Source organism: Thiocystis violacea (assembly GCF_016583565.1).
Classification (GTDB): Bacteria; Pseudomonadota; Gammaproteobacteria; order Chromatiales; family Chromatiaceae; genus Thiorhodococcus; species Thiorhodococcus violaceus_A.
Window position 1 is genome coordinate 38546 of record NZ_NRRF01000009.1, and the last position, 14824, is coordinate 53369.

Annotated in this window: 4 protein-coding genes; all 4 read right to left on the reverse strand. The window is 65.6% G+C overall.

The annotated features are described in order from the left end of the window. Window positions 1-202: 202 nt before the first annotated feature. Window positions 203-4828 (reverse strand): chemotaxis protein CheB, encoded by a 4626-nt coding sequence (locus CKO23_RS05810; RefSeq protein WP_200328998.1) that lies wholly within the window; start codon window positions 4826-4828, stop codon window positions 203-205. A 90-nt stretch (window positions 4829-4918) separates the two neighbouring features. Next, on the reverse strand, window positions 4919-5845 hold the full coding sequence (locus tag CKO23_RS05815) for a response regulator (protein ID WP_200329000.1): 927 nt from the start codon (window positions 5843-5845) through the stop codon (window positions 4919-4921). A gap of 189 nt (window positions 5846-6034) precedes the next feature. Then, window positions 6035-11416 (reverse strand): EAL domain-containing protein, encoded by a 5382-nt coding sequence (locus CKO23_RS05820; protein ID WP_200329002.1) that lies wholly within the window; start codon window positions 11414-11416, stop codon window positions 6035-6037. Window positions 11417-11767: 351 nt separating this feature from the next. Further along, window positions 11768-14785 (reverse strand): hybrid sensor histidine kinase/response regulator, encoded by a 3018-nt coding sequence (locus CKO23_RS05825; RefSeq protein WP_200329004.1) that lies wholly within the window; start codon window positions 14783-14785, stop codon window positions 11768-11770. Between the last annotated feature and the right edge of the window lie 39 nt (window positions 14786-14824).

The following is a 14824-nucleotide window of genomic DNA, read 5'->3' on the forward strand; positions in this document are numbered from 1 at the left end:
TTGAACCTGGGCCTTGGTCGTCAGCTGGACGGGTAGGGCGGCCGAGCACGCGCGGAGTCCACCGAATCCCGTGCCGTGGCATGTGGAGCGATGTTCATGCCCGGTTGTCTCCATTGACGTTGCCTGATAGCGCGCAGGCTCCGGTGCCGAAGGCTCGCTTGGGTCGCGCCGACGCCGCTCCTAGAGGCTCGATACCGCCGCCTCAGTGCTCAGTGCTCTGCGCCGCACCCGCGAAGGCCAGAAACGCCTCCTCGGGCATCGGCTTGGCGAGCAGGAACCCCTGCAGCCAGACGCCGGGGAATCGGGCCAGATAATCCTGCTGAGCCTCGCTTTCGACACCCTCGAAGACGGTCTCCGGGGCGATTGCCATGGCAAGCCCCGCGAGCGCGTCCAGGATGGCTGCCTTGGTGTCAGCCGCGCTGATCGTATGCACGAAGCTCGGGTCGATCTTGATGACGTCGACCGGGTGCTGCCGCAGATAGGAGAGATCGGAGGCGCCGGCGCCGAAGTCATCGATGCTGACCCGCCCGCCCAGGCGCCGGATCAATTGCAGCAGTGACGAGGTTGTCTCGTCGCTCTGCAGGTAGGTCTGCTCGGTGAGCTCGAACACCAGCTTCGGCATCAGTTCGCGATACCCCCGCACCAGTGCGTTCATGCTCGGCGATTGCAGCGTCCGCGCGGATACATTGATGTTGAGCGAGGTCAGGCCCTGGAGATGCTCGCCTTGGCGCTGCATGAAGCCTGCAACCCGCTTGAAGATCCATTGTTCGATCTCCTCGATCAGTTCACAGCCCTCGGCGGCCTGCAGGAAGTCCCCCGGCGCGAGCAGGCCGCGCGTGGAGTGCTGCCAGCGCAGCAAGACCTCCGCCTTGTCGAAGCGATGCGCCGCGACATTGAAGATGGGCTGGAAATACAGCCGCAGCTCGCTGCGCTCCACCGCACCGTGGAGCGCTTCCTTGATCTGGATTCGCGCCTGCACGAGCGCGTTCATCTTCTCCGAGAACAGCGAGAAACCGCGCCCGCCGGTGCGCTTGATCGCGTACATGGCGGTGTCGGCCTTCTGGATCAGTTCGTCGGGGTCGGAGCTGTCGGTCGGAGCGGTCGCGATGCCGACGCTGGCGCCGAGTGACAGATCGCCCTCGATCGGCACCTCTCGGCCGATATTGGTGACGATATCGGCACAGATCCGCTCGACGGCGCCAAAATGATTGGCATCGCTCACCAGAATGATGAATTCGTCTCCGCCAATGCGCGCCACGGTATCGGACGCGCGCACGCAGCGCTGGAGAAATTGCGCCGCCTGACGCAGCACCTCGTCGCCAACCTTGTGCCCGAGCGAATCGTTGACCTGCTTGAAACCGTCGAGGTCGATGAAGAGCAGATAGATCTCAGTGCCGTGCCGCTGCACGCTCTTGATGTGCTCGACGAGCCGATCACGCAGCAGGTTGCGATTGGGCAGCTTGGTGAGCGGGTCGAAATTGGCCTGCTCGAAGACATCGCGCTCGACCCGCTTCTCTTCCGAGATGTCCTGGATGACCGCGATGGCGACGCCTTCGCTCTGCTCGCTGGCGGGGATATAGCTGAGATTGAGACGACCCCACGCGATGCCCTGGTTGCGCGTGAGATAGCGCTTGTCGGCCTGGTAGTGCGCCCGCCTGCCCTGAATCACATCCTCGTAGAGATCGCGGTCCCGGTTGATGTCCTCCGGGTGGACGAGATCCTGAAAGAACATGGTCTTGAGATGCGCATTGCTGTACCCGAGCCAATCGCACAGGAAGCGGTTCGCGTCGAGCAGGTGGCCATCCGGTTGTGCCAGCGCCATGCCGACCGACGCATGGGCGAAGATCGAGCGGAAGCGCTGCTCGCTCACGGCGAGTTCCGCGGACATCTTGACTTGGCCGCTGATATCGACAGCGCTGCCGATCAGATACTCGGGCTTGCCCTGGGCGTCACGCACACAGATCCCGAGGTCGGCCAGGGTGCGTGTGGAGCCATCCTCGCGCTGGACCCGGTACTGAAGACTCCAGGGCGTCTTCTGGCGCCGCGCCGCATCCAGATGCTTGAGCAGCATCGGGCGGTCCTCGGGATGGATGCCGGCGAAGAATGACGCGGCATCCTCCTTGGCGTCGGTGCTCGGACGTTGCCAGACGTCCTCATACATGGGGCTGAGGTAGAGCATTCGCTTGAGGTCCGGCGTCGCCATCCAGATCACCGCGCGTAGCGATTCGGCGATCAGGCGGAAGCGCTGCTCGGCGTCCTGCAACTGGCGTTTGGATTGCGCCAGTTCGGTGATGTCGGAAAAGGTCAGGATGGCGCCGGCGATGGTGCCGTAATCGGTGCGGAAGGGATTGACGGTCAGCAGATAGCTGCCCTCGTCATGCAGGAGCTCGCGGTGCGCCGGGGTGCCCGAGTCGATCACCCCGCGCAGCAGTTGCTCGAAGTCGGGCAGGGCAACCCGGCACGGCAACCGCACGAGGCGCTGACCGATGTCGTCGTCGAGGATGCCGAACAGCCTCACCACCTGGGGCGTGTAGCGCACCAGACGCAGATCCTGGTCGATCACGATCAGCCCCAGATTGATCGACTTCTGGATGTTGCTCAGCGTCTGGTTGGCTTCGGTCAGCTCCTGCGACTTGAGCTGCAGCTCGTCGTTGACGGTCGTCAGCTCCTCGTTGGTGGCCTGCAGCTCTTCGTTGGTGGTCTCCAGCTCCTCGTTGGAGGCTTGCAGCTCCTCGGTCGAGGCCTGCAGCTCCTCGTTCAGGGACTGCAATTCCTCGTTGGAGGTCTCCAGCTCCTCGATGACCGCCTGCAGATGCTCGCGGGTGCCCGCCAGCTCGTCCTCCAGCTCGGCCAGACGGAGGTTGGCATCCTCGTCCTGATCCGCCATCACCACGGCTTCGCTGTCGCTAGCGCCGTCCTTGATGGCCATGGTCTCGAACGACAGCAGGATGGCGTTTTCGCCCGTGCTCTCCAGCCACAGCGTCAAGGCCGTCAGGCGCAACTGCAGGGGCTGCCCCTTGAGCGTCAGGCGCAGGATATGGGTGATGCGCTGCCCCGGCTCCTTGCCGAGCCGGTGCAGGAAGGCGCGCAGCTCGGTGCGCAGCTCGGTGAGCGCCATCGACAGCATGTTGAAGTCCGCCGCGCCATCGGGCAGCTTCAGATAGGGCGAGACCTCGCCAAAGAACTGCAGCGGCTCGTAGGCCCCGTTCAAGAGGACGCTCGGCGGTGCGTAGGCGTCGAGCAGGGCATGGTTCATGGCGTCGGCGCGCATCTCCTTGACGGAGCGGGTGCGTTTGCGTGCCTGCGGCAGATCCTTCGCGATCTTTGCGAGGTCGCCGATCAGCAGCGAGCGGGCGGAGACGCCTGCCTGGCGCTTGTAGATCCGCTGTTTGCCGTCCACCGCGGCGAACAGCTTGGCGCCATTGGTGCCCACCGACTCGGAGTTGCCCAGCAGGAGATAGCCGCCTGGCTTGAGGGAGTAGTGGAAGTTGTTGATCAACTGGTCTTGCAGATTGCTCTCCAGATAGATCATCAGATTGCGGCAACTGATCAGATCCATCTTCAGGAAGGGCGGATCGCGCACCAGATCCTGACGCGCAAAGACGCACAGATCGCGGATCATTTTGGTGACCTTGTAGGTGCGCGATTCCTGCACGAAATAGCGCTGCAGCAACGCCGGATTCATGGCTTCGAGCGCGGGCTCGGGGTAGATGCCGCGGCGTGCGATCTCGGCGGCCGCCATGTCGATATCGGTGCCGAAGATCTTGATGTCGTGCTGGTGGAGACTGCGGCCCAGTTTTTCGGCCAGCATGATGGCCAGGGTATAGGGCTCCTCGCCGGTCGCGCAGCCGGGCACCCAGACCCGCACCGCGTCGCCGGGCTTCTTGTGGCTGAGGATCTCCTCGATCACCCCCTCCAGCGCGGCAAAGGTGTCCGGATCGCGAAAGAAACTGGTGACCGACACCAGAAAGCTGCGTTGCAACACCTCCAGCTCTTTCGGGTTGGCGTCGATGTGCTGGAAATAGCTTTCGAGCGAATTCATGCGCAAGGCCGCCAGCCGGCGCTGGAGCTGGCGGCTCAGGGTGGCTTCCTTGTAATTGTTGAAATCGACCTGCGTGGCCTTGTAGACGCGATCGAGCAAGGCCGGCATCGAGACCTCCGCGGGGCTGTCGCCGTTGCCGTCCGTGGCGATCTTGGGCGGCGGGGCATTGACGATGCCGGGCAACTGAAGCGCGATCTCCTTGGGCGCGAGCACCAGATCCACCGTCTCCGAGCGGATCGCGGCATTGGGCATCCCGTCATACTTGGCGGTCTTGGGGTCCTGCGCGATGGTGATGCCCCCGGCCGCGCGGACCGCGCGACAGCCGTGGGCGCCGTCGGAGCCGGTGCCCGAGAGGATCACGCCCACGCTGTGTTCGCCCACGTCTTGGGCGAGCGAGCTCAGTAGGGCATCGACGGAGGGCTTGGGGCCGACCCCGCTCTGTGGCTTGGTCAGTCGCAAGAAGCCCTCGCTGACCCGGATGTCTCGGTCCGGCGGGCAGACATAGACGGTATCGGGCCTGATCGTCATGTTCTGCGTCGCCTCGACCACCTGCAGCGGGCACTCCTTCGCCAGCAGCTCGACCAGCAGACTGCGGTGCTGGGGCGACATGTGCTGCGCCACGATCAGGGCAATATGGCCCGTCGGCTGCATCGCGTTGAGCATGGGGCGCAGCGCCTCCAGTCCGCCAGCCGAGGCGCCGACCCCGACCACGAACAAGGGCGGCGTGGGCTCGAGCGTCGGGTGGAATTCAGCACTGGGCTTCGACGGCTGTTTGGCTCGTTTCATCGCGAAAACCTGACGAGATCTCTATTCAAACGGTGGAAATGGCGGTTAGGCGCCGCTGGCGCTTGGGAGCCGGGTGACTCTGGACCTGGGTCAAGCGGGGGCGTCTGTGTCGAACTGGATCTGATTGCCCCCTTGCGCCCGCGCCGCCGCGAGGGCGAGATCGAGGTTGCGGAGCAGTCCGGACGCATGGCTGCGTTTGTCCACTGCCGGGACAACGGTCGCGCCGATGCGGACCGTCACCGAGAGCGACAAGCCGTCCAGCACCACCGGGTCGCTGGCGACAGCCGCGCGGATCTGCTCGAACTCAAGCATGGCCGCGTCCCGGTCCCGCTCGATTCCGATGAGCACGGCGTTGTCCGCGTAGCGGCCCAGGACCTCCGCGGGATCGCGCATCTGCGCGATGCGCGTCGCCACCGCCTGGATGACGGCGTCGCCCGCTCTCGTTCCGTGCCTGACATTGATCTCCGTCAGCCGATCGATGTCGCAGATCGCGAGGGCGAAGGGCTGCTCGCGCTGGCGCGTGTCCGCCACGGCCTTGCGCACCTCGCGGATGGCGGCGGCGCGTGCCCTCAAGCCCGTGAGGGGGTCGTGCTCCACCTGATGCGCGAGCGAGGCCACGGCCGTCAGCAGCCGTGCCTGCAGGTCCAGAACACGTCGGGCCGCGATCATGCGCGCCTGCAGCTCCGTGGCATCGAAGGGTTTGGTGAGATAGTCGTTCGCGCCGTTTTCCAGCGCCTCGACGACGTCAGCGGTCGCCTGGCGGATGGTCAGCATGATGATGTAGGGCGGATCCGCGGTCTCACGCGCGCGGATCCGCCGGCAGAGGTCGACGCCATCCAGGGTGGGCATCTCCCAGTCGAGCAGCAGCAGGCGCGGCGGGTCGTCGTCGTGATCCTCCAGCAACTCCCAGGCCGCCATGCCATCGTCGAGCAGCACTGGCTCATAGCCCCACGTCCGGGTCACCTCGGCCAGCATGGTGCGCGAGGTCAGGTCGTCATCCGCGATCAGCAGTTTCACGTCGGGATACCTCAATCGATCGTTTCGGGTCGCGAATGCTCCAGGGTCGCGCGAAATCGTCGCGCTCGAGTATGCGCCGTCGCTGGTCTCGCGTCGCCTGCGAGCGCCTGATCCTGGCAACCGAGCAGGCCCATTGGCACCGAGGAGTGGGCGTCCCGTGGCGCCACCGGCTTGGCGGCTCGGCGGCCCTCAATTCCCCGCCGTCAGCTTGTCCGCGAGCGGCTGTTTCTGGTCGAGCAAGGCGCCGAAGTCGGCCGCTGGAAGCGGGTGAGAAAAATAGTAGCCTTGTCCGATATGACAGCCGATGGACACGACCCGCAGGAGCTGGTCGCGGGTCTCGATGCCTTCCGCCGTGACCGATAGGCAGAGTTTCTCCGCCAGACCGACGATGCCGGCGGTGATGCCGCTCACCGTTCCGCTCTCGTTCAATGCCTGCACGAAGGATTGGTCGATCTTGAGGGCGTCGATCGGCAAGCGATGGAGATAGGAGAGCGATGAATATCCGGTACCGAAGTCGTCCAATGCGATCAGCAGCCCGAGCGTCTTGAGTCGGCGCAACAAGAGATCGGCGCTATATCCGTCGTCGATAAACGACTCCTCGGTCAGCTCCAGGCAGATGCGATCCGTGGTCGTTCCCTTGTGCTCGAGGGTCTGGCGCACGATCTGCTCGAAGGTTGCGGACTTGAGGAAATCCGGCGAGACATTGATGTTCATCCTGAAGGTGTCGCAGAGCGGGTATTGCGTCGCCCACAGACGCCTTTGACGGGTCGCCTCCTGGAGGATCCAGGTTTCGAGTCGGGCCATCAGATGCGTTGCGCGCGCCACTGGCAGGAACTCCATCGGGGCGAGCAGGCCACGCCGTGGGTGTCGCCAGCGCACCAGGGCCTCGCAGCCGACCAAGGCGCCATTGCGAAGATCGACCAGGGGTTGGTAATAGAGCACGAACTGCGACTGCTCGATGCCGTTCAGCAGATCGCCCTTGATCTCCACCCGCTGGATGCTGTCGTCGCGCATCGAGGGCTCGAACAGCTCGCTATGGCCCGGCCCTCGGCGCTTGGCGCGATACATGGCGATGTCTGCATTCTCCAAGACCGCGGTCTCGCTGTCCCAGGGATCGTCGGGGCGATAGAAGGCGATGCCGATGCTGGCGCTGACCGACAACGGTGCCCCGCCGATGGTGAGCGGGGCGTTGAGCACGCCCTGGATGCGGCGGGCGATCTCCAGGGCCTCCTGCGCGCTGCAGAGCTGATCGGCGAGCAACGCGAATTCGTCGCCGCCCATGCGGGCGATCACATCGCCCGGCCGGAGCGTGGCGCGAAGCCGCGCACCGGTCTCCAGCAGCAATTGATCGCCGGCGGCGTGCCCCAGGCTGTCGTTGACCTCCTTGAAGCCGTCGAGGTCGAGATAGAAGACCGTGAACAATGGGTCTGGACTGCGAAGTCCGCGGGCGATCGCAAGCTTGAGATGCTGGAGAAAGAAGCTGCGGTTGGGCAGGTCGGTCAGCCCGTCGAAGAAGGCGCGATGCTGGATGTCTTTGAGGTCGAGCATCCGCTCGGTGATGTCCGTCACCGTCCCATAGAACGTGGTCGCCCTGCCGGCCTCGTCGCGCACGGACCCAGAGGTGAGCTGCAAGTGGCGTGGGTCTTCGCCTTGCGGCGTGCGCAAGGAGAGCTCGATGCTGGCTGGAGGCTGGCTCGTCTGCAGCTGTTCGGCCATCTCCAGGAGCGTGGCCTGCTCCTCGCCGCGCACCATCGACAGGATCTCCGCCGGGTTGGGCGCGCCGCTGGCGGGGTCGCGTTGGACCAGGCGGAACAGCTCGGGTGACCAGGTGACGCGACCGGTCTGCGGGAGGTACTCCCAATCGCCGACATGGGCGAGGTGCTGGGCTCGTTCCAGGCGTCCAACGACGTCCGTCAGGCGCGCCTCGGTTGCCTTGGCTTCGCTGATGTCGATGCCGATGCCGGTCAAGCCGACGCGCTCGCCGCTGCTCGCCAGCTGCACTGCCAGGATCAGCTCGAACTGGCGCGGCGGTCCGTCGCCAGCGAGTTCGAAGGTCAGGTTCGCGGTCTTGCCCTGGTCCAGCACCTGCTGTTTGATCCGGGTCAGGCGCTCGGCGTTTTCGGCCGGGAGGATGTCGCGGTCGTGACGGCCGAGCATGTCTTCGATGCGAAAGCCCGGCGGCGGGTTGTGGATCCAGGTGTAGCGCAACGCCGTGTCTTGGGTGAAGAGGGTGATGGGCGTATGGCTCAGCGTGGTGCGCAGCAGATGTTCGCTGCGTTGCAGGGTTTCCTGCGTCTCGACGGACTCGGTCGCGTCGGTGGCAACGCCGAGATATTGAACCGTCTGCTGACCGGGACCACCCCGCTTGAACCTGGAGCTGCGCTGGCTGAGCCACCGCCAGCGGCCGCTGTTCGCACGCACGCGAAAGGTGCATTCCAGCACGGCGCCATCCCGCGCCAAGCCAAGGGCCGCGAGGTGCTCGCGCAAGCGGCGCCGATCCTCCGGATGGCACAGCCGCCAGAGCTGACCTTCGCTCATGGCGATGAGCGCGTCCTGCCGATAGCCCAGAATGGTTTCGACGCTCTGGTTGACATAGCTGATGCCGCCCCGCGGCAGCCCGAAGCGGAACAGGATGGCCGGGCTGGCGTCGGCGATCTGCTGGACCAGACCCTGGCTGTCCAGCAAGCGCGCGTAGAGGGCCTTCTGCTCCGTGATCTCGGTCACGATCGCGCCGACGCCTGTGGTGTCGTCTTGCAGGGTGACGGGATAGTAGGAGGCGAGCCACGTGCGCTCGACCTCGGGCTGATCGGGGGTGACGCTGGAGACCTCGAGTCCGAGGATCGCCTCGCCTGTCTCCAGCACCTGCCTCAGGAGTGGCTCGATCCGCTCGCCGAGCTTTGGTAGAAGCTCGCGGACGGTCCGCCCGAGGTGCGCCTCGATGCTCAGTCCGTTGATGTTCGCGAGGGTTTCATTCAACTGCAGGAAGCGCAGCGCCTGGTCGAACAGGCAGAGCCCGACGGGGCTGCGGCGATAGAGCTCTTCGAACTGCGCATTGGCGCGTTCCAGCTCCCGTTGCACCTTTTTCAGGTCCTTGACCTTGATCAGGGTCAGCACCAGGCCGTCGACCGATCCGTCCTCGCGCCGATAGGGTAAAACGCGCAGCAGCAGCGGATCCCCGTTGGTCAGATTGCAGGTCTCGATCTCCACGGGTCGGTCGTCGGCGCACACCTGCTCCAGCCGAAGCATCAGATCCGCCACGTCGAGATGGTGCGTCAGCTCTTTCAGCGGCCGGCCGAGATCGCTGGGGCGAAAGTCGAAGACCGCCGCGGCGTTCGGCGTGAACTTGCGGATACAGAACCGGCTGTCGAGAAACACGACGCCGATATCCAGGTTCGCCAGCAGATTGTCCATGTCCGAGGTGAGCTCGGTCAGTTGTCCGATCCGCGCCTCGTTCTCGCTATTGACGGTGTAGAGCTCTTCGTTGACCGATTGCAGCTCTTCGTTGGTGCTCTGAAGCTCCTCGTTGGAGGCCTGCATCTCCTCGTTGGAGGCTTGCATCTCCTCATTGAGGGTCTCCAGATCCTGAACCGTGGTCAGCAGGTTCTCGCGGGTCTGCTGCAGCTCGAATTCCAGCTCGCGCACATGCTGGCTGACCTCGGCGCCGGCCTCGAATGGGTGCGCGGCCGACAGGTCCTGACGCGGCTCCAGCACGCTGAGATCCATGAGCACGACGAGCGGCGCATCCACGTCATGGCGATCATCGCTCGGCCCGACCCAGATGCTCGCGCTGGGCGTGCCGTTCAGCTCAGCCACGGCGACCTCGCCATAGAGCACTGGCTCGTTCACCCGGCGGGCGCGGTGCAAGGCGGTGAGCAGCGGCAGCCGCAGCGAGGGTAAGACGATATCGGTCAGGTTGAAGTCGACCGCGCCCAAGGGAAATTCCAACAGGCGCGCCGTATTGAGGAAGACGTGCTGGATCTGGTTGTGGGCATCCACCAGCAGACAGGTGGTGGGCTGCTGGCCAAAGCGCAATTTCAGCACCGCGGCCAGCAGGTGATCGAGGTGTGCTCGGGAAGGCTGCTGGATCGGGCGCGTCAGCGGGCGCAGCGGGGACATCGTCCGGTGTCCCAGATGGTCGATCGGCAGCGTGACATCGCGGCGTTTGGAGAACACCTTCCAGGTCTGATCGAGGCACTGAAAGGCATGTGCCAGCCCGCCCATGTGCTCGGACTGCCCCAGCACCAGCACGCCGCTCGCGACCAACGAAAAATGCAGCAGTTTGAGCACCTGCTCCTGCAACGGTGCCTGAATGTAGATCAGCATGTTGCGGCAGGTGATCAGGTGAATCTGTGAAAAGCCCGGATTCTGGATCAGGTCGTGGGAGGTGAAGATGATCTGAGTGCGGATGTGTTTCTTGATGCGGTAGGCATTGCCCTCGGCGACGAAATAACGCGCCAGCCGCTCGGCGCCGATGTCATGGACGATGCTGGGGGGATAGAGTCCCTGGGCGGCGAAGGCGAGGGCCTCGTTGTCGATATCCGTGGCGAACAGCTTGACCGGGTGATGGCGTCCGAGCTTGCGCATCACCTCGTCCACGGCGATGGCGAGCGAATAGGCCTCTTCCCCCGTGGAGCAGGCGGCGACCCACAGCCGCAGCGGCTGCTCCGCCTGCAGTCCCTCGATGCGCGCGGGCAGTACATCCCGCTGCAACAGCGACCAGAGCTCCGGGTCGCGGAAGAACCGCGTGGAGCCGATGAGCAGATCCTGGCGCAGGTGCCTGACCTCTTCGGCGGACGTCAGCAGAAACTGGACATAGCTCTCCACACTGTCCGTCTTGGACAACAGCAGGCGGTGGGCGATGCGCCGCTGCAGCGTGCCCGGCTTGTACTGGGAGAAATCGATCTTTTCCTGCTGCTGCACGATATCGAGGATGCGTGCCAGGTCGTTTGCCGGCAGCAGCGGATCGCTGCCCTTGGGGAGCGTCAGTCTGGCCGAGGCATAGCGGATGATGTCGCAGACCGCCGTCGCCAGCTCGGCGGGTGAGAGGATCTCATCGACCAGACCGGAGCTGATGGGACTGCTGGGCATGGCCCCGAACTGCGCCGTTTCGCTCGACTGGACCAGGGCGACGCCTCCGGCGCGGCTGATCGCCTTGAGTCCCTCGGTGCCGTCGTGCCCGGTCCCGGAGAGCAGGATGCCGATTGTGCGCTCGGTCCGCTCGCACGCCAGGCTGAGAAAGAAGGCGTCGATCGGATAATCATTGCCGCTGCCGGCGCGCGCCTCCAGGAGGAGCTGCTGCCCGACGATCCTGACCAGGTAGCCGGGCGGCAGCACGTAGACGTGGTTGAGCGCGATCATCATCTCGTGCTCGACGACGGCGACCGTCAAGCGGGTACGGCGTTGCAGCAGCTCGACCATGAGGCTGCGGAAATCCGGCGACAGATGCTGCACGACCACGAAGGCGGCGCCCGGTTCCGATGGCAGATTGCTGAAGAACGCTTCCATGGCCTGAAGCCCGCCGGCGGAAGCGCCGATCCCGACCAAGATGTCGCTGCTGGTGATCTTCGTCATGCTCGATACAGCTCCTTGGACGACGGACGCGCAGTTCCTCTGGCCGTGGCGGATACGTGGCCCGTTCGGCAATCCGCGGCGGCAACCTCCGGATGCCGAGCGACATGGCGCGAAACGATCATTCGATTCCGTGGGGGCTCAGAAGCGCTGGACGGGAAGAAGACAAAGCCGGGGACGGTAGCACAAAGCGCCGTTGCTCGGTGCGCGCAACGAACGCCGCCGTTCGAGATCCGTCGCCGCTGCCGTCGCGATACGACCGGCGATCGATGCGCCCGACAGTCCGCTTGAAAGGGTGTCGTTGGTTCTCCCCTGTGTTTCCGGCGCGGGCAGCGGTTCATCAGGACGCGCTTCTCAGTCGAATGTTGCTTCGATCGCCGCACGCAGCCGTGCGAGTTCGCTCGCCAATCGCGGTGTCAAGGCCGCCAGTAGGTCAGGCTCCTCGCGCCGGGCGGCTTGCTCGACGGCAAGCGCCAGGTCGCCGAAGGGTGTCGCGCCAATATTGACCGCGGCACCCGCGATACGATGGGCCTGGGCCGCCACTGTCGCGAGGTCGTCTGCCGCGAGGGCCTGTTCGAGCCGCGCGAGCTGCCCCGGCAGGTCGCCGAGAAAGGCGTGGAGGATCGTCTGGACGATGGCCCGGTCGCCCATGACGCGGCGGCTCAACGCGGCCGGGTCGAACAAGGCTTCGACCGGCTCGGATGCAGGCGGCTCTGCCTTGGACGCAGGGAGCGCGCTTGGCGTCGGCGGAGCTGTCGCGACCAGCGTCCGCCGACCCTCGGGCAGCCAGCGCTCAAGCGTGGTCAGCAGCGCCTCGGCCTCGACCGGTTTGGCGAGGTAGTCGTCCATGCCGGCGGCGAAGCAGCGCTCGCGCTCGCCCTCCAGGACATTGGCGGTCATGGCGATGACGGGCAGGGCGCGTCCGCTCGCTTGCAGGTTGTCGGCGCGGATCCGCCGCGTCGTCTCGTAACCGTCGAGGATGGGCATTTGACAGTCCATCAGCACCAGATCGAAGGGGTTCTGCGCCAGGGCGCGCAGCGCTGCCTCGCCGTCCCCGGCCAGCACCGGCTCGATGCCGAGCTTGTGCAGCATGGCGCGGATCACGACCTGATTGGTGGGGGTGTCCTCGGCGACCAGCACGCGCGCGTCGAGGCCCGGCAGCGACTCGGCCATGGGCTCGATCCGCGTCGCGTCGGCCGCGCCGGTCAGGCTGAGCAGGAGATTGTAGAGCCTTGACTGACAGACCGGCTTGGCGATGAAGGTGGCGTAGTCGCTGCCATACTCCTCGCGCGCGGCGGGGTAGCTCCGCTGCGAGGTCATGAGGACCAGGCGCGTCGCGGCGAGCGTTGGCGCGTCCGCGCGGGCGGCGCCTAAACGGCCGCGCTCGTCGTCTTCCAGACTTTGGTCGATGAGCGCGACGCCGAAGGGGCGGCCCGCCGCCGCAGCGGTACTGAGCGCCTCCAGCGCGGTGGTGATGCTGGTCGCCCAGGCCTGCTCGATGCGCCACATCCCCAATGCGCGGAGCAGAAAGTCGGCGCTCTCGGCGTGCGATTGCACGACCAGCACGCGCGTTGCGACGCTTGCGGTTGCGGGCCAGACCGGCGCGGGCCGGTCGACCGCGTCCAGGGTCAGCCTGAGCCAGAACCGGCTGCCCTCTCCGGGCGTGCTCTCGACGCCGATGGTGCCGCCCATTCGCATGACGAGCTGTTTGCTGATCGCCAGCCCCAAGCCGGTGCCGCCATGGCGGCGTGAGGTGGAGTCGTCGGCCTGGACGAAACGCTCGAACAGCCGCGCGCACTGCTCGGGCGCGATCCCGATGCCGGTGTCCGCGACCGTGAAATCCAGGCGCGTGGCGCCGCTGGTCTCGTCCCGCTCGCTCAGGCAGCGCACCGTGATTTCGCCGTGCTCGGTGAACTTGATGGCGTTGGCGGTGAGGTTGGCGAGGATCTGCCGCAGCCGCAAGGGATCGCCCAGGAACCACTGATGCGCCACGGGGTTGGCGGGGCAGACCAGCGCGAGCCCCTTGTCCTCGGCGGCAATCGCAAAGGTGGCCCCGATCCCCTCGAGCAGATCCAGCAGATCGAACTCGATGCGTTCGAGGCGCAGCTCGCCGGCCTCGATCCGGGAGATGTCCAGAATATCGTTGACGATGCCGAGCAGGAGCTTGGCGTCGCTCGCGATGGTCCGGGTGAGCTGGTGCTGCTCCTGCGTGAGGCGCGTTCCCAGAAGCAGATCGGCCAGGCCGATGACGCCGCCGATCGGGGTGCGAATCTCGTGGCTCATATTGGCCAGGAAGCGCGACTTGTGCCGGTCCGCGACGCGGACCCGCTCGATCTGATGTTGTAGCGCGAGGTTGGCGTCGGCGAGCTTGCGGTCGCTGCGATACAGCAGCCCAATGGCGCCCAGGCCGGCGAGATAGGCACAGGCCAGGACCGCCAGCAGGGCGGCCAGTTTCGCTCGGGCGTGTGCGGCCAGGGTTGCCTCGGTGGCGTGGGTCACCAGGGTGAGATGCGGCGCGTCGGCCTTGTCGATCCGCAACGAGATCCGCTGACAATCGGCAAGCGCCATTTGGCTGCAGTCACTGATCGCATCGATGGCCGCATAGCGGGCGGGGTCGAGCAGGCGCAGGTTGTTCGCGGGGCGGCCGAGATCCCGGCCCCATTCGAGCTCCGGGTGCCTTGAATGGATCAGCCAACCGCCGCGGTCGTCGACGAGCTCCAGATCGACACCCTGCGTGGCCAGGCTGCGGATGCGCTGGAACAAGGGGCGCAGATTGTAGTTGAGTACCAACACCCCTGGGCGCATGCCTTCCGCCCGCGTGGTCGGGCTGGCCGCGCGGATGGTTGGCTCGAAGGGCCGGACGACGACGCCAAACTCGACGTTGAGATCGAGCGCGGAGATGTCGATGTCATAGCCACGCCGCTTGATGGCTCGGCTGAAGTAGTAGCGCGAGGACTTGTCCTGCAGCTGGTCCGCGGAGCTGACCTTCCAGTCCCCGTCCGCCTGCAAGACGCGATTCACCCGCGCCTGCTCGACCCCCTTGTCGTCGAGCCAGCGCAGCTGCGACAGCAGGCTGGCTTGCGGGATGTGCTCCCGAAGCAGATCCTCCAGCGCGGTTTGCGACGGCAGGGGCGCGGCCGGGTCCAGCAGGCCGCTCGCCAGCAACGCCCACTTGGCGCGGAAGATGTCCCGGCTCAGCGCAAGCGCCTGTAAGTCGAGCAGGTGGGAGACCTCGTCGCTCACGAAATGGATGCGTGCGCGCAGGACGCCTTCCTCCTGCAAGCGCAAATAGCCATCGGCGCTGTAGACCAGGACAGACATCAAGAGCGTCAAGCCCACAGCGAGGATCAGGGCCTTGAGTCGGGGTGTCATCAGTGCGGGCTCGCTCGGGCGCCGCCGCTGTCGCTGTCG